This window comes from Pseudomonas sp. NPDC088885, assembly GCF_044750025.1.
Taxonomy (GTDB): domain Bacteria; phylum Pseudomonadota; class Gammaproteobacteria; order Pseudomonadales; family Pseudomonadaceae; genus Aquipseudomonas; species Aquipseudomonas rustica.
This window is the reverse complement of record NZ_JBIVJB010000038.1, coordinates 23,722-41,884: the sequence shown is the minus strand read 5'-3', so window position 1 is coordinate 41,884 and position 18,163 is coordinate 23,722. Positions and strand designations below refer to the sequence as shown.

Sequence of the window (18,163 nt, the reverse complement as noted above, 5' to 3'; positions counted from 1 at the left end):
GCCTGGGTTGACCATTGTGCTCAGCGTGCTGGCAATCAACTTGATGGGCGACGGTCTGCGCGATGCGCTCGACCCGAAACTCAAGAACGCCGCCTGAGGAGATTCCCATGTCACTGCTAGAAATCAAGAATCTCAACGTTCGCTTCGGCGACAAGACCGCGACCCCGGTGGTCGACGGCCTCGACCTGAAAGTCGACAAAGGCGAAGTACTGGCCATCGTCGGCGAATCGGGTTCGGGTAAATCCGTGACCATGATGGCGCTGATGGGCCTGATCGAGCATCCCGGCATCGTCACCGCTGACTCGCTCAACTTCGACGGCAAAGACATGCTCAAGCTGAGCAATCGTCAGCGTCGGCAAATCGTCGGCAAAGACCTGTCGATGGTCTTCCAGGATCCGATGACCGCGCTGAACCCGAGCTACACCGTCGGTTTCCAGATCGAAGAAGTGCTGCGTCTGCACCTGAAAATGTCCGGCAAGCAAGCGCGCAAACGTGCGATCGAACTGCTGGAAAAAGTCGAAATCCCGGGCGCCGCCAGCCGTATGGACGCCTACCCGCATCAACTGTCCGGCGGTATGAGCCAGCGCGTCGCGATCGCCATGGCGATTGCCGGCGAGCCGAAACTGCTGATCGCCGACGAACCGACCACTGCGCTGGACGTGACGATTCAGGCACAGATCATGGATCTGCTGCTGGCGTTGCAGAAAGAACAGAACATGGGCTTGGTGCTGATCACCCACGACCTCGCGGTCGTGGCTGAAACCGCCCAGCGCGTCTGCGTGATGTACGCCGGCCAAGCCGTTGAAGTCGGTCAGGTGCCGCAACTGTTCGACATCCCGGCGCACCCGTACAGCGAAGCGCTGCTCAAGGCGATTCCCGAGCACAGCCTCGGCGCCTCACGTCTGTCGACCCTGCCGGGCATCGTCCCGGGCCGTTACGACCGTCCGCAGGGTTGCCTGCTGTCGCCGCGTTGCCCGTACGTGCAGGACAGCTGCCGCGCGCAGCGTCCAGGCCTTGATCCGAAAGCCCACAGCCTCGCCCGCTGCTTCTACCCGCTGAACCAGGAGGTGGCGTAATGGCCGTCGTACTTACCGCCCGCGACCTCACCCGTCACTACGAAGTCTCCCGTGGCCTGTTCAAGGGCCACGCGACCGTGCGCGCCCTCAACGGCGTGTCGTTCGAACTGGAAGCCGGCAAGACCCTCGCTGTTGTAGGCGAGTCGGGTTGCGGCAAATCCACCCTCGCCCGTGCGTTGACGCTGATTGAAGAGCCTTCGTCCGGCTCGTTGAAAATCGCCGGGCAGGAAGTCGCCGGCGCCGACAAGGCTCAGCGCAAGCAACTGCGCAAAGACGTGCAGATGGTGTTCCAGAGCCCGTACGCCTCGTTGAATCCACGGCAGAAAGTCGGTGACCAGCTCGGCGAACCGCTGCTGATCAACACCAACCTCTCCGCCGCTGAACGTCGCGAGAAAGTTCAGGCAATGATGAAGCAGGTCGGCTTGCGTCCTGAGCACTATCAGCGTTATCCGCACATGTTCTCCGGCGGCCAGCGTCAGCGTATCGCCCTGGCGCGCGCGATGATGCTGCAACCGAAAGTGCTGGTGGCGGACGAACCGACTTCGGCACTCGACGTATCGATTCAGGCACAGGTGCTCAACCTGTTCATGGATCTGCAGCAGGAGTTCAACACCGCGTATGTGTTCATCTCGCACAACCTGGCGGTGGTGCAACACGTCGCCGATGACGTGATGGTGATGTACCTCGGCCGCCCGGTGGAAATGGGCCCGAAGAACGACATCTACGAACGCCCGCTGCACCCGTACACCCAGGCGCTGCTGTCGGCGACCCCGACCATTCACCCGGATCCGAACAAGCCGAAAATCAAAATCGTCGGCGAACTGCCTAACCCGCTGAACCCGCCACCGGGCTGCGCTTTCCACAAGCGCTGCCCGTACGCGACCGAGCGTTGCAGCACCGAAGAACCGGCACTGCGTCCGCTGGATAACCGGCAGGTGGCTTGCCACTACGCCGAGCAATTCCTCGACGGCGCGGCGTAAGCAAAACCTGCGAGGAGACACAAAACCTGTAGGAGCTGCGGCACGCTGCGATCCTTTGATCTGGATGTTAAAGATCAAAAGATCGCAGCGTGCCGCAGCTCCTACACGAGTATCGCGAGCTAATATTGATTCTCTTCGACTTCAACGGGGTACAGATCACCCTCATCTGATTCAGCAACAGTGCGAAAGTGATTTTCTACATATCAAAAAAAAAATACGAAGAGGACATCAAGACAACGCTTTCAGTATTTTTACTTTCAATCAACTAAAGCTAAAATCACTTTCGGCTTTGACCGTTTTTTTGCCCTCTGAACCCGCCATCTCCATCATCACAACAATAGTGCCTCGCCGGGAATTTTCATCATACTTAGAAAATACAATTTTTCCTGAAATACCTTTAAGGGTCTCAGTCGGACTTTTATAAACTGCGTAGGCGGAATTCGGGATGCTTGTACTTTCAGTAATAGGGAACTCCGCGCCCTCGCGAATAGCAGAACTTTCCGCTATAACAGTGAATTTCAGAGATTCTGTCGCCTTAAAACCTCCGATCTCGAATTCAAATGTCGATCGAACCACTCGAACATCAGTGGTCGAAAACTCCGAGCCAGAAATACCCACTGCCACCATTTTATTAACACCAAGCTCTGCTTTATCATTCATCATCTGATTCCTTTCGCTATTGAAAAACATTTGGCTTGCAACTGGACTTTTAACCGTCGCGTAACAAGCTGTCTACTGTCATTCCTGACAGGTTTTCATGCCTAATTCGCAGATTCCGACAAACGGTGCATGCTAAAAGATGTAATTTCGTTGCTTTTAGCAAATCCCACTTCCTCCGTAAGCGACCGAGCGTTGCAGCACCGAAGAACCGGCACTGCGTCCGCTGGATAACCGGCAGGTGGGTTGCCACTACGCCGAGCAATTCCTCGACGGCGCTGCGTAAGCACATCTGAAGGATGATGCAAAAACTGTGGGAGTGGGCTTGCTCACGAAAGCGTCGTATCAGTCACTTTATTCGTTGACTGATACGCCGCCTTCGCGAGCAAGCCCGCTCCCACAGGGATTGAATTTCAAACAGAGTTAATTATTGATAAACCCCTTCTGTCTCGACTGTGCAAAAGTCGAGACAGCAGGAGGCTTATTCAGTGATGTTTCAGAGCTGATAATTTAGCCACTGTCAGTTACTGCCCTCAAAACCAGAAAACTCCCCCTTAACCACGATCTCCTTCAGATCGCTATTTACTCTGGCGATCGTTGCTTCAACTTCGATGACCGCTTCTTGGGTCAATTTATCGAACTTTACAAACTTGATGAAGCCGGAAATACCGTCATATTTAACGTCGGCAGAAGCCTGATAATGCGCTGTCGCCGTTCCAGTGGAACCAGACTGCTCAATCCTGTAACTTTCACCGGCTCTGATATCCAGCGTATGTACAAAGAAAATTAGCCACTCGTTTTTGTAATTACGCCCCTCAAAACTAAAACCCTTGTGGGACACATTTTGATATATCAGAACATCCTTGGTCGAGAAACCCTCCTGGGACGTACCCTTAGCCAGTAACTGCCCAGTCGTTTTTTTACTTTCGTCAGCGCTCATCATGCAATTCCTTTTAGTCATTTAGAAAAAAACCCGTTTGCGAATGTATTTGTAATGACTGCATGACAAGCCGTCTACTGTCATATCTGACAGGTGTTTCTACATAATCCTGATAATCTGACAAACGGCTCCATACGAAAAGTCGATCTTGCTCGATCCGGACAACACGTTGTTAAAACTGTAGGAGCTGCGGCACGCTGCGATCTTTAGATCCTGATTGATAAAATCCAGATCAAAAGATCGCAGCGTGCCGCAGCTCCACAGGAGTATCGCGAGGCAGTATTGATCCTCTTCGACTTCAACGGTGTACAGATCACCCTCATCTGATTCAGCAACTGTGCGAAAGTGATTCTCTACCTATCAAAAAAATACGAAGCGGACATCAATACAACGCTTTTCTCGCCAATAATCTCCTCATACCAAACTATAAAAATCCTTTAAAATCAGCTTCAACCAAGACCTCGACTTCCTCCACTTGATCATGACTGTGCTGTAACGCCTTAACTTTGATAACAGCCTTCTGAAGTTCATTATCGAATATTTCAATCTTTACCGTCCCGGAGTCAGCTCTGAATAAAACTCCGTCATCAGTTGAGAAAAACACATTCGCTTTACCCGACATCCCCCCAGCTGTTATTTCATAAGTAGTCCCCGCCACAACATCTTCCGCATCCACGTAAATATTAAGAGTATGAAGAACTCCTGATAAATTTTCAGCCCCAGCGAATCCGGTTATAGAACCACGCTGATATGCTTGAACATTAGTGGTTACAAAGCCTTCAACATTAAGGCCCGACGCTACCATTTGCCCTGTCGTTTGAGTACTCGTACTGTTTATCATAATGAGATTCCTTCCATTGGGGGTTTGATATTTAAACCTTCAAATTACGAATGTATTTGTAATTACCCAATAAAGATTCGTCTACTGTCATATCTGACAGGTATCTCTACATAATCCTGATAATCTGATAAACGGCTCCAAACGATAAGTCGATCTTGCTCGATCCCGGCAACACGTTGTTAAAACTGTAGGAGCTGCGGCACGCTGCGATCTTTAGATACTGATTGATAAAATTCAGATCAAAAGATCGCAGCGTGCCGCAGCTCCTACAGGGATATCGCAACCAGGGGTTTATTTGATCTTAGATCTACGTCTGGCTATCGCCCTCATCTGGATCATCGGTGTCCGGCTCGTCGGTGGTCGAGTCGTCATCGTCGGCGGCACCGCCCTGCCCCTGATCGCCCGGCTCGGATTCGGATTTGGCGAGCATCAAGCCGCTGTGCCCCACCTGCCCGTTGAACGCTTGAGAATCATGATCCTCGCACTCGGCCCAAGCCGTCGCGGTGCCGAGGGACAGCATCACCATCACTTTCAATAGCAATAAAACGCGTAGCAATCTGCTCTTCATAGCCGACTCCATCCTTATCCAGGTGAGACATACGTGCCTGACTGGCGCTGTGTGAAATCTAGTTCCGATCAGCCGTGTTCACCAGATAGGACGCTAAAGGCCGAGTGGAAATGCCCTCGCTGCACAGATTGCTTTTGAATAACACTGATAGCGGAATCACCTAAGTGACGGGTTGTGCGGGGTGGACGAACGAGTGGCTTGGCGGGTCAACGGATTTTAAAACAGCACAAGCACCGTACTGGCCAGCCAAACGTTGTGGCCAAGTACATCGAGAGATTACAAAAAACCGACTTGAGATCAAAAGCCCCTCACCCTAACCCTCTCCCGGAGGGAGAGGGGACTGATCTGAGGTGATTGGGAGAGGTAGGCCGACGTGGGATACCGAGTCGGGCCCAGATTCTGAAAGGCTCACAAATCGGCCCCCTCTTCCTCGGGAGAGGGCTGGGCGGGCGGCGTTCCGATGAGGGGCAAAAACACCACAAATCCAAAGCGAAACCCGTGCTCCTCACCACTCAATAGGCCGAGTGTCAGCTCGCCTGCTCTTGATCTTGATCCACAGGCGACATCGGAAGGCTGAGTGGAGGGATTGATCCGGGCGTGGGAGCGCAGCGACCGTTTGGCGAAGCCAAACACAGCGAGAGGAGGTGCAGCGCAGCAAACCGTAGGCGCTGCGCCCGGATTGATCCCGGAGCGAAGGAACCCCGAGCTCCAGCGAGCGGGCCGTACGTAGGAGCAAGCGTTTTTTTGCTTACTTTTTTTAGGCGTTTGTAAAAAAAGTGAGTCGCCGTAAGGGCGAAACCGTAATCAGAAACTCCCGCAGAAACGGATATACCCCCAAACCCAAGGCAATAAAAAACCCCCAAGGCATACACCTTGGGGGCTTCGGACAAAACAGTTCAGAACTTAGTGATGCTCACGCGTCGCCCGGAATTTCACGTCCGGCCAGCGCTCTTCCATCAACGCCAGGTTAACCCGTGTCGGCGCGAGGTAGGTCAAATGACCGCCTCCATCAACCGCCAGGTTCTCCACAGCCTTGTTGGAAAACTCCTCAAGCTTCTTCTTGTCGCTGCACTCAATCCAGCGCGCGGAATACACAGTGATCGGCTCATACGAGCACTCAACCTTGTATTCCTCTTTCAAACGGCTCGCGACCACGTCGAACTGCAGCACACCGACGGCGCCGAGGATGATGTCGTTGCTGCGCTCCGGGAAGAACACTTGCGTTGCGCCTTCTTCGGCCAGCTGTTGCAGACCCTGACGCAGCTGCTTGGATTTCAGCGGATCGCGCAGACGAACGCGACGGAACAGTTCCGGGGCGAAGTGCGGGATGCCGGTGAAACCGAGGGTTTCGCCTTCGCTGAAGGTGTCGCCGATCTGGATGGTGCCGTGGTTGTGCAGACCAATGATGTCGCCGGCGAACGCTTCTTCCAGCTGCTCACGCTCGGAGGAGAAGAACGTCAGGGCGTCGCCGATGCGCACGTCCTTGCCGGTGCGCACGTGGCGCATCTTCATGCCTTTTTCGTACTTGCCGGAGCAAATGCGCATGAAGGCGATGCGGTCGCGGTGCTTGGGATCCATGTTTGCCTGGATCTTGAAGATGAAGCCCGAGAACTTCTCTTCAACCGGCTCGACGGTACGTTCGTTGGCGACACGGGCTAATGGACGCGGGGCCCAATCGACAACGGCGTCGAGTACGTGGTCAACACCGAAGTTGCCCAAAGCCGTACCGAAGAACACCGGGGTCAGTTGACCGTCGAGGAATTCCTGCTGGTTGAATTCGTGGCAGGCGCCCTGAACCAGCTCCAGTTGATCGATGAAACGGTCGTACTCGTCACCCAGGTGTGCGCGGGCTTCGTCGGAGTCGAGTTTCTCGATGATCTTGGTTTCGGTGCGCTCGTGACCGTGGCCGGCGGTGTAAACAATGATGTAGTCATCGGCCAGGTGGTACACGCCTTTGAAGTCGCGGTAGCAACCGATCGGCCAGGTGATCGGCGCGGCTTTGATCTTCAGAACGGCTTCGATTTCGTCGAGCAGTTCAATCGGGTCGCGGATGTCACGGTCGAGTTTGTTGATGAAGCTGACGATCGGCGTGTCACGCAGACGGCAGACGTCCATCAGCGCGATGGTACGCGGCTCAACACCTTTACCGCCGTCGAGCACCATCAGCGCCGAGTCGACCGCCGTCAGGGTGCGATAAGTATCTTCAGAGAAGTCTTCGTGGCCCGGGGTGTCGAGCAGGTTGATCATGTGTTCGCGATACGGGAACTGCATGACCGACGTGGTAATGGAAATACCCCGCTGCTTTTCCATCTCCATCCAGTCGGATGTCGCATGGCGATCGGATTTACGGGATTTCACCGTACCGGCCACTGCAATCGCCTTGCCCATCAACAGGAGCTTTTCGGTGATCGTGGTTTTACCGGCATCGGGGTGGGAAATAATGGCGAAAGTGCGGCGTTTCGCGACTTCGGCGGCCTGGTTGGTCATGGGAAATCGCCTGGCGGTGATTCAAAAAAGGGCGGCGAGTATAGCTTAAAAAGTAACCGCCGAACCACCGTCCCTCGGGCCCGCAAAACCCTGTAGGAGCTGCCGCAGGCTGCGATCTTTTGCTCTGTTGCCTTGGAACAAAGTCAAAAGATCGCAGCCTTCGGCAGCTCCTACAGGTGGCCAGATGGCATCTTATGTGGGAACCTTTCAGCGCTCGGAGACGTCCATCCCCTGTTACGAATTTTCGTCAGGGGCTGAAAAATCAGCAAGTTAGCCTGACGAGGCTGCGCTCATGGCTCGCTTTCAGACCGCTTTTCCGGTGCTGAAGGAGCTGCTTCTCGCGAACGTTTATTCCCGGCAGCCATGTATGGCATGCCACACGGGAGAGCGTTTGCCGACTACAAAAAAAGGAGTCCGCCTGTGGCTATCCGCTATGGCAAAGGGCTGATGGGAGGTGCGGTGGTGATCGCGCTCCTGGCCCTGCTGGTCCACTGGATCGGCATCAACACGATCGAACACTACCGCGACGATTTGTTGTTTTACCTGCAAGCTCATCTGATTCTCGTCCTCGCTTCAATGCTGGCCGCCCTTGTCGTGGGCATCCCCGCCGGCATCTTCCTCAGTCGCCCGACCATGGTCGGGCGCGCCGAACGCTTCATGCAAATCTTCAATATCGGTAACACCGTGCCTCCGCTGGCCGTGCTCGCGATTGCCTTGGGCGTCCTCGGCATTGGCAGTGGCCCGGCGATCTTCGCTTTATTCCTCGCCTCCTTGTTGCCGATTGTGCGCAACACCTACGAAGGCCTTAAAAACGTTCAGGGATCACTTAAAGAAGCGGCCGTCGGCATCGGCATGACGCCGCGCCAAGTGCTGTGGAAAGTCGAATTGCCCAACGCCGTGCCGATCATTGTCGGCGGTGTGCGTGTGGCCCTGGCGATCAACGTCGGCACCGCGCCGCTGGCATTCCTGATCGGCGCCAACAGCCTCGGCAGTCTGATTTTCCCCGGCATCGCCCTGAACAATCAGCCGCAACTGGTACTCGGCGCTGCGTGCACCGCACTGCTCGCGTTGCTGCTCGATGGCGTCGTCACCCTCGCCAGCCGCCTCTGGCTGGAACGCGGTTTGCGCACGTCTTAAGGCTTTTGCGAAGGAATACCTATGAAACGATTTAGCTTGATTCTAAGCCTGATGCTGAGCAGCGCCCTGCTGTTCGCCGGCATCGCGCAAGCCGCTGACAAACCGGTGATTCGCCTCGGCGCCCGGGTCTTCACCGAGCAGACCCTGCTCGCGGAAATCACCGCGCAATACCTGCGCAGCAAAGGCTACGACGCGCAGATCACTGGCGGTCTGGGCAGCAACCTCGCCCGCAGCGCTCACGAAAGCGGGCAACTGGACTTGCTCTGGGAGTACACCGGCGTGTCGCTGGTGGCTTACAACCATGTCACCGAGAAACTCGACAGCGCTCAGTCCTACGCCCGGGTGAAAGAACTCGACGCCAAAAAAGGCCTGATCTGGCTGACGCCGTCGAAATTCAGCAACACCTACGCCCTCGCGCTGCCGAAAAAAGTCGCTGAGGAATATCCGCAGATCACCAACATCAGCCAGTTGAACGAGGTGCTGCGCGCTGAAGCCAAGACCAATCATCTGGTGGCGCTGGACACCGAGTTTGCCAACCGCTCCGACGGTCTGATCGGCATGGTCGACCTCTACGGCATGAACCTGACCCGCAAGAACATCCGCCAGATGGATGCCGGGCTGGTTTACACGGCGTTGCGCAACGGTCAGGTGTTTGCCGGTCTGGTCTACACCACTGACGGTCGCTTGAGCGCCTTCGGCCTGAAACTGCTGGAAGACGACAAACATTACTTCCCCGACTACACCGCCGCACCGGTAGTGCGTCAGGCAACGCTGGACGCCAACCCGAAACTGGCCGAGCAACTCAAGCCGCTGGCCGAACTGTTCGACGACGAAACCATGCGCCAGCTTAACGCGCGGGTCGATGTCGATCATGAAAGCCCATCGTCCGTTGCCGCCGATTTCCTGCGCCAACATCCGCTGAATTAAAGGAGGAAAAGTCATGGAATTCTTCAACGCCTTTTCCCATCTCGACTGGCAACAGGTGATGCACCTGACCTGGCAGCACATCACCCTGGTCGGCATCGCTGTAACGTTGGCGATTGTCGTCGGCGTGCCGCTGGGCATTTTGATGACGCGCTTCCCGAGCCTCGCCGGCCCGCTACAGGCCAGCGCCACCGTGCTGCTGACCGTGCCGTCGATTGCGCTGTTCGGTTTGCTGCTGCCGTTCTACTCGAAGTTCGGTCAGGGCCTCGGCCCGATGCCGGCGATCACCGCCGTGTTCCTCTATTCACTGCTGCCGATCATGCGCAACACCTACCTCGCCCTCACCGGCGTCGAACCCGGCATTCGTGAAGCCGCACGCGGCATCGGCATGACCTTCGGCCAGCGCCTGCGCATGGTCGAACTGCCAATCGCCGTACCGGTCATCCTCGCCGGCGTGCGCACCGCCGTGGTGATGAACATCGGCGTGATGACCATTGCCGCGACCATCGGCGCCGGCGGCCTCGGTGTGTTGATCCTCGCTTCCATCAGCCGCAGTGACATGTCGATGCTGATCGTCGGCGCGCTGCTGGTCAGTCTTCTGGCCATTTTCGCTGACCTGTTTCTCCAATGGCTGCAACGCTCGTTGACTCCAAAAGGACTCCTCAAATGATCGAACTTCAAAACCTCAGCAAAACTTTCCAAAGCAACGGCAAAGACGTCAAAGCCGTGGATTCGGTGAGCCTGACCGTCAATGAAGGCGAAATCTGTGTGTTCCTCGGGCCATCGGGTTGCGGCAAAAGCACCACGCTGAAAATGATCAACCGCCTGATCAAACCGACCTCGGGCAAGATCCTCATTAATGGTGAAGACACCACCGATCTCGACGAAGTGACCCTGCGTCGCAACATCGGTTACGTGATCCAGCAGATCGGTCTGTTCCCGAACATGACCATCGAAGAGAACATCGTCGTCGTGCCGAAACTGCTCGGCTGGGACAAACAGAAATGCCACGACCGCGCCCGCGAGTTGATGAGCATGATCAAGCTTGAGCCCAAGCAGTATCTGCATCGTTATCCGCGTGAATTGTCCGGTGGTCAGCAACAGCGCATCGGCGTAATCCGTGCACTGGCGGCGGATGCGCCGCTGCTGCTGATGGATGAGCCGTTCGGTGCGGTCGACCCGATCAACCGCGAGATGATCCAGAACGAATTCTTCGAGATGCAGCGCGCGCTGAACAAGACCGTGATCATGGTCAGCCACGACATCGACGAAGCCATCAAACTCGGCGACAAGATCGCGATTTTCCGCGCCGGCAAACTGCTGCAGATCGATCACCCGGACACGCTGCTCGCGCACCCGGCGGACGACTTTGTCAGCAACTTCGTTGGCCAGGACAGCACGCTCAAGCGTCTGCTGTTGGTCAAAGCGGAAGATGCGGCGGACAACGCGCCATCGGTAAGCCCGGAAACGCCCGTGGCCGATGCGCTGGAATTGATGGACGAACATGACCGTCGCTACGTCGTCGTCACTTGTGCCGACAACAAGGCACTGGGCTATGTGCGTCGTCGTGATCTGCACCGTCAGACCGGCACTTGCGCGCAGTTCCTGCGTGAATTCAACGCCACCGCCGCGTACGACGAGCATCTGCGCATTCTGTTGTCGCGCATGTACGAGTTCAACCGTTCGTGGCTGCCGGTGATGGACGCCGAGCGAGTGTTCCTCGGTGAGGTGACGCAGGAGTCGATTGCGGCTTACTTGAGTTCCGGTCGCTCGCGCGGGATGAGGACCAGTATCGTCTCGCCGGCTGAGGCAGTGGTCGCCTGATGGAAATGCGCGGGCAGCTCTTCAGCTGTCCGCGCATCGGTTGCCACTACGACGGGTCGAGGGGAATCGCCTGGTCTTCGGCAATGAATCGAAACGTTGCTGGCTCCTGCGGCGTCGGCGATAACCGAATGAAAATAATCGGCAGCGATATACCCGTTTGAGTCAAAAAGTTTTTTTGATCATATTGCGCGGCAGCCTTGCCTCTATCAACCAGATAAAAGAACGCCTGGATCGGCAGGACGTGACCAATGTCCTGTTCCCACTTCGCCATTCTGAGTTCGTTGTAGTTATCAAGTGCAGCATCGAACACAAGCCGCTGAGCTTTCAGGCCCTCATTGAAAGCAATCACCGCGTTCTCGCCTAAACCATCCCGCACATTCAAACCGCACATCTGCGTGTAGCTGCCGTACTTCTTATAGTGCTCGACCCATTGCTCCGCAGAATTGATCCCTTGGGACTGGCACTCACGACTGGTAGGGCCGGCAGGACTTTGTCCGCACCCCTGATCTTCCCTGACGTTAGAGGCACCATCCCGAGGAAAGAAGCAAAGCATGGCAATCTTCCTTTTGCCCGCAGGAGCTGCCTGCGCCGGATAAAAGATGAAACCGTTTGTATAGATATAAAAATTGGTGAAATTCGCGTCGCTTCGTAAAAACGAGGCCGATACTCCATTGGCACTGGGATTGGGGTTCCAAGAATGATACTGCGTCGAGTGCGCCGTTCCTCTGATGAGCACGCCAGAACACTCGAACGCAGTAGCCGGATTGAACGGGCGACAGGCACTGGCTTGATCGTTGTACCGACGCGTCAGGTCTACAGCAGTCTGCTCGCCCGATACTCGTAAACTCTTCACCTGAGCGAGATCACCTCCCCCGCTACCCGCGCACGCTGAGAGCAACGTAAACAGCAATAACCCTAATAGCCTTGTCATTCCTTGGCACCTCCAATGGAAGGAATGACTGTATTGATATGCGACGCAGCCGACACCTGTCACAACTGACAGGTTATGAGAACTAATCAGAATTAAAAACGAAGTGGACTACTGACACGCGAATCCAGCGCGGAAAACATCAATCACCCCGACAAAAATACAAAACCTGTAGGAGCGAGCCTGCTCGCGATAGCGCAACTCCAGTCAATGAAAATGTTAGCTGTAAAAAAGTGATCGCGAGCAGGCTCACTCCTACAGGATCGCGTGATTTTTTCTTCATCCGCGAGGCGGAAAAGAATCTCAACACACACCGATCAAACAGCAGGTGAAAAACACTTTTCAAAACAGCCAAAACCCCCTTCAAGCCCACCTCTCGCCGCCAACGTCGCCGATGTTGCCGCCATCACACTTACCCACGACTGCGCCGACATAATCCGCGAACGTGCAGGTATTTTTAACACTTCAAAATTCTCGGGGGAACATCTGTCCGTCATCTCGGTCGGCTACAAAGAGTGATCAAAGCGACGCACGTCAGAAGCGTGCAAAAACGCGACATTTTTAGTTGATCTCAGGCCCCTCACGCCCTAAAGTTCGCGCCGAACGTCCATGCTGGAAACGATCCATCCGGCTCAAGTACTGACGACGAGACAGCAAGGCCAAGGGTAAAACCACCCGTGGCCTTTTTGCTTTCGGCGACATGCCTTGGGAAGTAGGCGAACCAAAGTGGGGATACGGAGGGCGTTCATTTGCACCCATTGTTTTTACGAGTTTGCCCATAGGAGCTCCCAGCATGTCGATCAATGTCGAAGACTATTTCGCGCGCGCCACTTTTGACAAAATGAAGGCGTTTGCCGACAAACAGGAAACCCCGTTCGTGGTGATCGACACCGCGATGATCAGCCAGGCCTACGATGACCTGCGCGCCGGTTTCGAATTCGCCAAGGTCTACTACGCGGTCAAGGCCAACCCGGCCGTCGAGATCATCGACCTGCTCAAAGAGAAAGGCTCGAGCTTCGACATCGCCTCCATCTATGAGCTGGACAAAGTGATGGATCGCGGCGTCAGCGCCGACCGTATCAGCTACGGCAACACCATCAAGAAATCCAAGGACATCCGCTACTTCTACGAGAAGGGTGTGCGTCTGTTCTCCACCGACTCCGAAGCCGACCTGCGCAACATCGCCAAGGCTGCACCGGGCTCGAAAGTCTACGTCCGCATCCTCACCGAAGGCTCGACCACGGCTGACTGGCCACTGTCGCGCAAATTCGGCTGCCAGACCGACATGGCCATGGATCTACTGATCCTCGCTCGCGACCTCGGCCTGGTGCCTTACGGCATCTCCTTCCACGTTGGTTCGCAGCAGCGCGACATCAGCGTCTGGGACGCAGCGATCGCCAAGGTCAAAGTGATCTTCGAGCGTCTGAAAGAAGAAGACGGCATCCATCTCAAGCTGATCAACATGGGCGGTGGCTTCCCGGCCAACTACATCACCCGCACCAACAGCCTGGAAACCTACGCCGAAGAAATCATCCGCTTCCTCAAAGAAGATTTTGGTGATGACCTGCCGGAAATCATTCTGGAGCCAGGCCGTTCGTTGATCGCCAACGCCGGTATTCTGGTCAGCGAAGTGGTACTGGTCGCACGCAAGTCGCGCACGGCTGTTGAACGCTGGGTGTACACCGATGTGGGCAAGTTCTCCGGCCTGATCGAAACCATGGACGAAGCGATCAAGTTCCCGATCTGGACCGAGAAGAAAGGCGAAATGGAAGAAGTGGTCATCGCCGGCCCGACCTGCGACAGCGCCGACATCATGTATGAAAACTACAAGTACGGTTTGCCGCTGAACCTGGCGATTGGTGACCGGTTGTACTGGTTGTCGACCGGTGCTTACACCACCAGTTACAGCGCGGTTGAGTTCAATGGCTTTCCACCGTTGAAGTCGTATTACGTGTAAAGCCAAACGCAGCATTAAAAACCCGTGCTCAGGCACGGGTTTTTTTATTCAAAAAAAACCAAAACATCACAAATCATAAACAACAACGGGACACACACAAGTTATATACCAATCTGCAAAACCGGACTTAAGCTAGCGACTCAAATACGCCCCAAAGGGAACTGATAAATGCAGCCAAGTCCAGTCAAGCTAATTACCAAAAACGATATCAAAAAAATCAACAACTACATTTCAACAGCCAAACTTCTGCCGCGCACCCTCGAAGCGGTAGAGCATCTGCTGCAAACAAAACACACCGGAATTGTTGGCCTCGAACCGTTTGACATTGTTGAGTTGAATCACACGATCATCAACAATGCCAACTCGTGGAACGACATTGAGTCTTCGATGAAAAGAGTCGGCGGCAGTCTGGCGACTTTTTCCGAAGACCTCGAAAGTTTCGGCGAAGAAATCATTGATGCGATTGTATCAATGCCCGGCTATATCGATTATATCGGCACCCTTGAAACCCTCACCGAGGAGGAGATAAACAGCCTGCCACCTCTGGAAATCGGCACAAAAGAAAAAAACCGCTTTGGCTCGATCCAAGAATCGCTGGTGTTTATTGCCAGCTCCATTGATGAGAAAAAAATCAATAGCGATGAGCTGATCCTGCGTTTGAGAAACTTCAAATCCGAGCTCAACAATGACGTAGCGATTGGCCTCGGCAGCAAACTGAAGCTGGCTAACAACAGTGAAATCAACCGCCAGATCACTGAATTGAACGCAGCCATCGACGAAGCCCAAGCGAGGCTGGATGAGAAAATCCGAGAATCGGAGCCAGGTTTTTTCACACACTTATTTGCATTCATCAGCCCCTTGCCCACGGCTGTTTTGTTCCTCGCGGAGCAATACCAGGCGATCAATATTGCACCATTGCAAAAGCAAAAAAACCTGCTGATAGAACAGACCAAACAGAAAGACATTCTCGCCGGCACTCTTCTACAACTTCACACGGATCTGGAAAGCCTTTTGATCTACGTCGATGGAGCGATTCAAGGTACTTCGCAGATTGAAACGTTGTGGGTATCCATCTCTGAATACATCAGCGCCTCCAAAAACAAAGTGATGGGCATGCACGAATACCTGACCCTCAGGAGTTTCGTTTCGAGTTTGCGGGTAGTTTTAAAGAACTGGAAAACCATTCAGACAAATGCCAACGCACTGATTTCGGCGTTCGACTGAAGTCTCACAAACTTTAAAAAAAGGATTTTTTCATGACACTCCCTGTTTACCTGTCTCCTGATTTGGCCAATATCCGGGAAAGCCGCGAGGCCATCCGCTATCAAGCCATTGTCGGCTCCGCCGATTTGTATATAAAAGCTTTAAGCGATGAACTGATCGACCTCAACAGTGCCATCGGGCGCACAGACCAACAGATTGCCAACAGCATTACTGGAGCAATCACGGCCCTTCAAACGGACGAGTTGCGTGAGAACCTGCAAGCGCTCAAAGCATTGAAGGAACGTGAAACGAATCCTCAAATCGAGCAGGCAATCAAGTCGTACTCGAAAATCGGCGAACAACTGATAGAACTGTGCATCGGGCGCATTGCCCAGTTGTACTCAGAGGTTGACGCCAGCGTATTCGAAGTACAAAGCGTGACGATCAGCAACAATCGTTTCAGGCTCGCCGAACTGGAAACTTCTACGGTCAATCTGCAAGAGCAATTGAGCGCCGAACAAATCCCCCTCGACGCGCTGAATACTGATCTCGCCAAGTTGAATGAGGCGATCAGCGAATTTGAGAAACTGACCGTCATCGATCGCCTCAAGCCTTTGCTCGAGCAACTGACATCGATGGTCGGTACCAAGCCAACACCGACGCAAATCGCTGCCATGGAAGCCGGAATCCTGATTGCTACCAAGCTTTTGGACGAGGCTAACGAGCTGATCAAATATGAGAGCCTGACCAAGGCCCGGGATGCGATCCATGCCCGCAAGAGCCAGCGCGAGGAAAGGGTGTCGTCCCTCGTCAAGCAGCTGCGCGACAACGCTGACAAAACCCGTCAGTTGAATGACACACAAAAAGTGCTGCCCCACCGGCAGACGTATGTCAGTGAAATCATCAAGCTGACCGATTCGTTGAATGCCTTCCTTGATGCCGTCCCTGCACCCGAAGCGGATCTTCAAATCCGCGGCGAATTCGTTGTGCTGAACAGTCAGGCATTGCGCAGCTACTTGGGCAAACTCCAGGAAGGCTGGCTGCGCGGCTGACCTGCGGATTCAGATGCCAGGCGAATTCTGGGCGTCGAGCTGACTGACGCGGCGGCAATAGGCTTGCGCCATGCTGCGGATGTCCGGATGTCGGGAAACCAGCAGCGACTGACTGCTGACACGAAGAAATGCCAGGTTTCCGTTGGCTAACGCTTCAGCCAGCCATTTGAGCGCCTCATCAATGCGGCCCTCATCCGCCAGGACGGCGGCATAACTGAATTGCCCACGAAAATCGCCACCCTCAGCGGCGCGTCGATACCAGTCACGCGCCGCTACCGGATCCGCCGCACACAGCTGCCCTTCCTCCAGATAGCGTCCGAGCAAATTCATCGACTTCGCATGGCCGACTTCCGCAGCACGCCGATACAACGCCAACGCCTGCAGATGATCCACCGCGACACCGCGCCCGGTCGCCAGCAGATTGGCGAGGTTGTACATCGCCCAATCTAGGCCTGCCTGCGCCGCGACTCGATAATGCTGCGCGGCAACCCCGGCATCGGCGACACAACCCCAGCCATGCTCATGACAACGCCCGAGCATGTTGCGCGCCATCAGATGCCCGCGTCCGGCAGCGATGCCGAACCAACGCAGCGCCAGCGCTTGATCCTTGGCGATGCCCTGGCCGTCCAGAAGAATCTGCCCGAGCAACGCCTGCGCCTCCACTTCGCCCTCTCCCGCCGCCAGCAGAATCGCCTGCGCGGCACGGGCCGGGCTTTCTTCGAGCATGGCGCTGAGTTGTTCGCCGCTGAGGATTTCCTCGCGGCGCAGTTGGAAACTCATACCTCGACCCAGCGACGCAGCAGGTTGTGATACGTGCCGGTAAGGCGGATCAGCGAAGGATGGTCAGGCATGTCCTGCGTCAGTTGCTGGATCGCGCCGTCCATCTCGAACAGCAGCGCGCGCTGGCTGTCTTCGCGCACCAAGCTCTGCGTCCAGAAGAACGACGCATAACGCGCGCCGCGAGTGACTGCGTTGACCTTGTGCAGGCTGGTGCCGGGGTACAACACCATGTCGCCGGCGGGCAGTTTCACTTGTTGCGTGCCGTAGGTGTCCTGGATTTCCAGTTCGCCGCCGTCGTAATCCCCAGGCTCGCTGAAGAACAGCGTTGCCGACAAATCGGTGCGCACGCGCTCGATGCTGCCCTTGGGTTGGCGCACGGCGTTGTCGATGTGGAAATCGAAGCTGCCACCGGCCGTGTAACAGTTCACCAACGGTGGGAAGACTTTATGCGGCAATGCGGCCGACATGAACAGCGGATTTTTCCACAGCCGCTCGAGCATCGCCGCGCCGATTTCCTTGGCCAGCGGATGACCTTCGGGCAGTTGCAGATTGTGCTTGGCCTTGGCCGACTGGAAGCCGGCGGTGATCTTGCCATCGGCCCAGTCAGCCTGCTGCAAAGCCTCGCGAATGCGCTGCACCTCGTCTTTCGCGAACAGTGCGGGGATGTGCAGCAGCATGGCGATGTCACCTGATGGCAAAGAGGCGGCAATGGTATTGATTCTTATTGTCCGTGTAAAACCCGGGAGACGAATGAACTGGCAGAAACCGTAAGGTTAAATTGTAAAGAATGTAAATTCAGTGCGAATAAC

General features: G+C 55.1%; 18 protein-coding genes and 2 pseudogenes. 12 read left to right on the top strand and 8 right to left on the bottom strand.

From position 1 onward, the window contains the following. From ACIP1X_RS16590 to ACIP1X_RS16580, 3 genes and pseudogenes are all read left to right on the top strand, one after another. Positions 1-97 (top strand): annotated as a pseudogene (locus ACIP1X_RS16590) (dipeptide ABC transporter permease DppC); the annotation flags it as partial. A gap of 10 nt (positions 98-107) precedes the next feature. After that, on the top strand, positions 108-1,076 hold the full coding sequence (locus ACIP1X_RS16585; RefSeq protein ID WP_129389065.1) for an ABC transporter ATP-binding protein: 969 nt from the start codon (positions 108-110) through the stop codon (positions 1,074-1,076). Continuing rightward, positions 1,076-2,056 carry a peptide ABC transporter ATP-binding protein gene (locus ACIP1X_RS16580; RefSeq protein ID WP_053117064.1) on the top strand — a complete coding sequence of 327 codons (981 nt, stop codon included), beginning with the start codon at positions 1,076-1,078 and terminating at the stop codon, positions 2,054-2,056. Before ACIP1X_RS16585 ends, ACIP1X_RS16580 begins: the two co-directional genes overlap by 1 nt. 261 nt (positions 2,057-2,317) lie before the next feature. On the opposite strand, the gene ACIP1X_RS16575 is transcribed toward ACIP1X_RS16580, so the two are convergent. Then, on the bottom strand, positions 2,318-2,716 hold the full coding sequence (locus ACIP1X_RS16575) for a hypothetical protein (RefSeq protein ID WP_400753626.1): 399 nt from the start codon (positions 2,714-2,716) through the stop codon (positions 2,318-2,320). 181 nt (positions 2,717-2,897) lie between these two features. Here ACIP1X_RS16575 and ACIP1X_RS16570 point away from each other — a divergent pair. Further along, positions 2,898-2,999 (top strand): annotated as a pseudogene (locus ACIP1X_RS16570) (dipeptide ABC transporter ATP-binding protein); the annotation flags it as partial. Positions 3,000-3,233: 234 nt separating this feature from the next. Here the strand turns inward: ACIP1X_RS16570 and ACIP1X_RS16565 are convergent. The 4 genes from ACIP1X_RS16565 to ACIP1X_RS16550 all read right to left on the bottom strand — a co-directional run bounded on the left by ACIP1X_RS16565 (position 3,234) and on the right by ACIP1X_RS16550 (position 7,549). Then, positions 3,234-3,653: a hypothetical protein gene (locus ACIP1X_RS16565; protein ID WP_400753623.1), complete on the bottom strand. Its 420-nt coding sequence runs from the start codon at positions 3,651-3,653 to the stop codon at positions 3,234-3,236. Positions 3,654-4,077: 424 nt separating this feature from the next. Next, positions 4,078-4,494, bottom strand: a complete 417-nt coding sequence (locus ACIP1X_RS16560; RefSeq protein ID WP_400753620.1) for a hypothetical protein — start codon at positions 4,492-4,494, stop codon at positions 4,078-4,080. Positions 4,495-4,801: 307 nt separating this feature from the next. After that, entirely contained in the window at positions 4,802-5,062 is a 261-nt protein-coding gene (locus ACIP1X_RS16555) for a hypothetical protein (protein WP_159815350.1), read from the bottom strand. A gap of 903 nt (positions 5,063-5,965) precedes the next feature. Continuing rightward, positions 5,966-7,549 (bottom strand): peptide chain release factor 3, encoded by a 1,584-nt coding sequence (locus ACIP1X_RS16550; RefSeq protein ID WP_159815349.1) that lies wholly within the window; start codon positions 7,547-7,549, stop codon positions 5,966-5,968. A gap of 447 nt (positions 7,550-7,996) precedes the next feature. On the opposite strand from ACIP1X_RS16550, the gene ACIP1X_RS16545 reads away from it, so the two are divergent. From ACIP1X_RS16545 to ACIP1X_RS16530, 4 genes are read left to right on the top strand one after another with little or no spacing between them, the layout of a single operon-like run. Further along, positions 7,997-8,686 carry an ABC transporter permease gene (locus ACIP1X_RS16545; RefSeq protein WP_400753637.1) on the top strand — a complete coding sequence of 230 codons (690 nt, stop codon included), beginning with the start codon at positions 7,997-7,999 and terminating at the stop codon, positions 8,684-8,686. Between the two features lie 21 nt (positions 8,687-8,707). After that, positions 8,708-9,613, top strand: a complete 906-nt coding sequence (locus ACIP1X_RS16540) for a glycine betaine ABC transporter substrate-binding protein (protein ID WP_053117059.1) — start codon at positions 8,708-8,710, stop codon at positions 9,611-9,613. A 13-nt stretch (positions 9,614-9,626) separates the two neighbouring features. After that, positions 9,627-10,280, top strand: a complete 654-nt coding sequence (locus ACIP1X_RS16535) for an ABC transporter permease (RefSeq protein WP_053117058.1) — start codon at positions 9,627-9,629, stop codon at positions 10,278-10,280. Continuing rightward, positions 10,277-11,434: a betaine/proline/choline family ABC transporter ATP-binding protein gene (locus ACIP1X_RS16530; protein ID WP_400753617.1), complete on the top strand. Its 1,158-nt coding sequence runs from the start codon at positions 10,277-10,279 to the stop codon at positions 11,432-11,434. Before ACIP1X_RS16535 ends, ACIP1X_RS16530 begins: the two co-directional genes overlap by 4 nt. Positions 11,435-11,480: 46 nt before the next feature. Here ACIP1X_RS16530 and ACIP1X_RS16525 read toward each other — a convergent pair whose 3' ends face one another. Then, entirely contained in the window at positions 11,481-12,365 is an 885-nt protein-coding gene (locus ACIP1X_RS16525; protein ID WP_400753616.1) for a hypothetical protein, read from the bottom strand. 264 nt (positions 12,366-12,629) lie between these two features. Here ACIP1X_RS16525 and ACIP1X_RS16520 point away from each other — a divergent pair, with 264 nt between their 5' ends. The 4 genes from ACIP1X_RS16520 (at position 12,630) to ACIP1X_RS16505 (ending at position 16,574) form a co-directional block, all read left to right on the top strand. Further along, positions 12,630-12,881 carry a hypothetical protein gene (locus ACIP1X_RS16520; protein ID WP_400753613.1) on the top strand — a complete coding sequence of 84 codons (252 nt, stop codon included), beginning with the start codon at positions 12,630-12,632 and terminating at the stop codon, positions 12,879-12,881. Between the two features lie 274 nt (positions 12,882-13,155). Continuing rightward, a complete protein-coding gene (locus ACIP1X_RS16515; RefSeq protein ID WP_053117055.1) occupies positions 13,156-14,319 on the top strand; it encodes a type III PLP-dependent enzyme in 1,164 nt (387 codons plus the stop codon). A 168-nt stretch (positions 14,320-14,487) separates the two neighbouring features. Next, positions 14,488-15,543 carry an alpha-xenorhabdolysin family binary toxin subunit A gene (locus ACIP1X_RS16510; protein ID WP_400753610.1) on the top strand — a complete coding sequence of 352 codons (1,056 nt, stop codon included), beginning with the start codon at positions 14,488-14,490 and terminating at the stop codon, positions 15,541-15,543. A gap of 32 nt (positions 15,544-15,575) precedes the next feature. After that, positions 15,576-16,574 carry an alpha-xenorhabdolysin family binary toxin subunit B gene (locus ACIP1X_RS16505; RefSeq protein WP_400753607.1) on the top strand — a complete coding sequence of 333 codons (999 nt, stop codon included), beginning with the start codon at positions 15,576-15,578 and terminating at the stop codon, positions 16,572-16,574. A gap of 9 nt (positions 16,575-16,583) precedes the next feature. On the opposite strand, the gene ACIP1X_RS16500 is transcribed toward ACIP1X_RS16505, so the two are convergent. Both ACIP1X_RS16500 and ACIP1X_RS16495 read right to left on the bottom strand, forming a co-directional pair. Then, positions 16,584-17,354, bottom strand: a complete 771-nt coding sequence (locus tag ACIP1X_RS16500; RefSeq protein ID WP_400753604.1) for a tetratricopeptide repeat protein — start codon at positions 17,352-17,354, stop codon at positions 16,584-16,586. Further along, the gene (locus tag ACIP1X_RS16495; protein WP_400753602.1) at positions 17,351-18,031 is read right to left on the bottom strand and encodes a Fe2+-dependent dioxygenase; all 681 of its coding nucleotides are present in this window, start codon (positions 18,029-18,031) and stop codon (positions 17,351-17,353) included. The genes ACIP1X_RS16500 and ACIP1X_RS16495 overlap by 4 nt, the downstream gene beginning before the upstream one ends. Between the last annotated feature and the right edge of the window lie 132 nt (positions 18,032-18,163).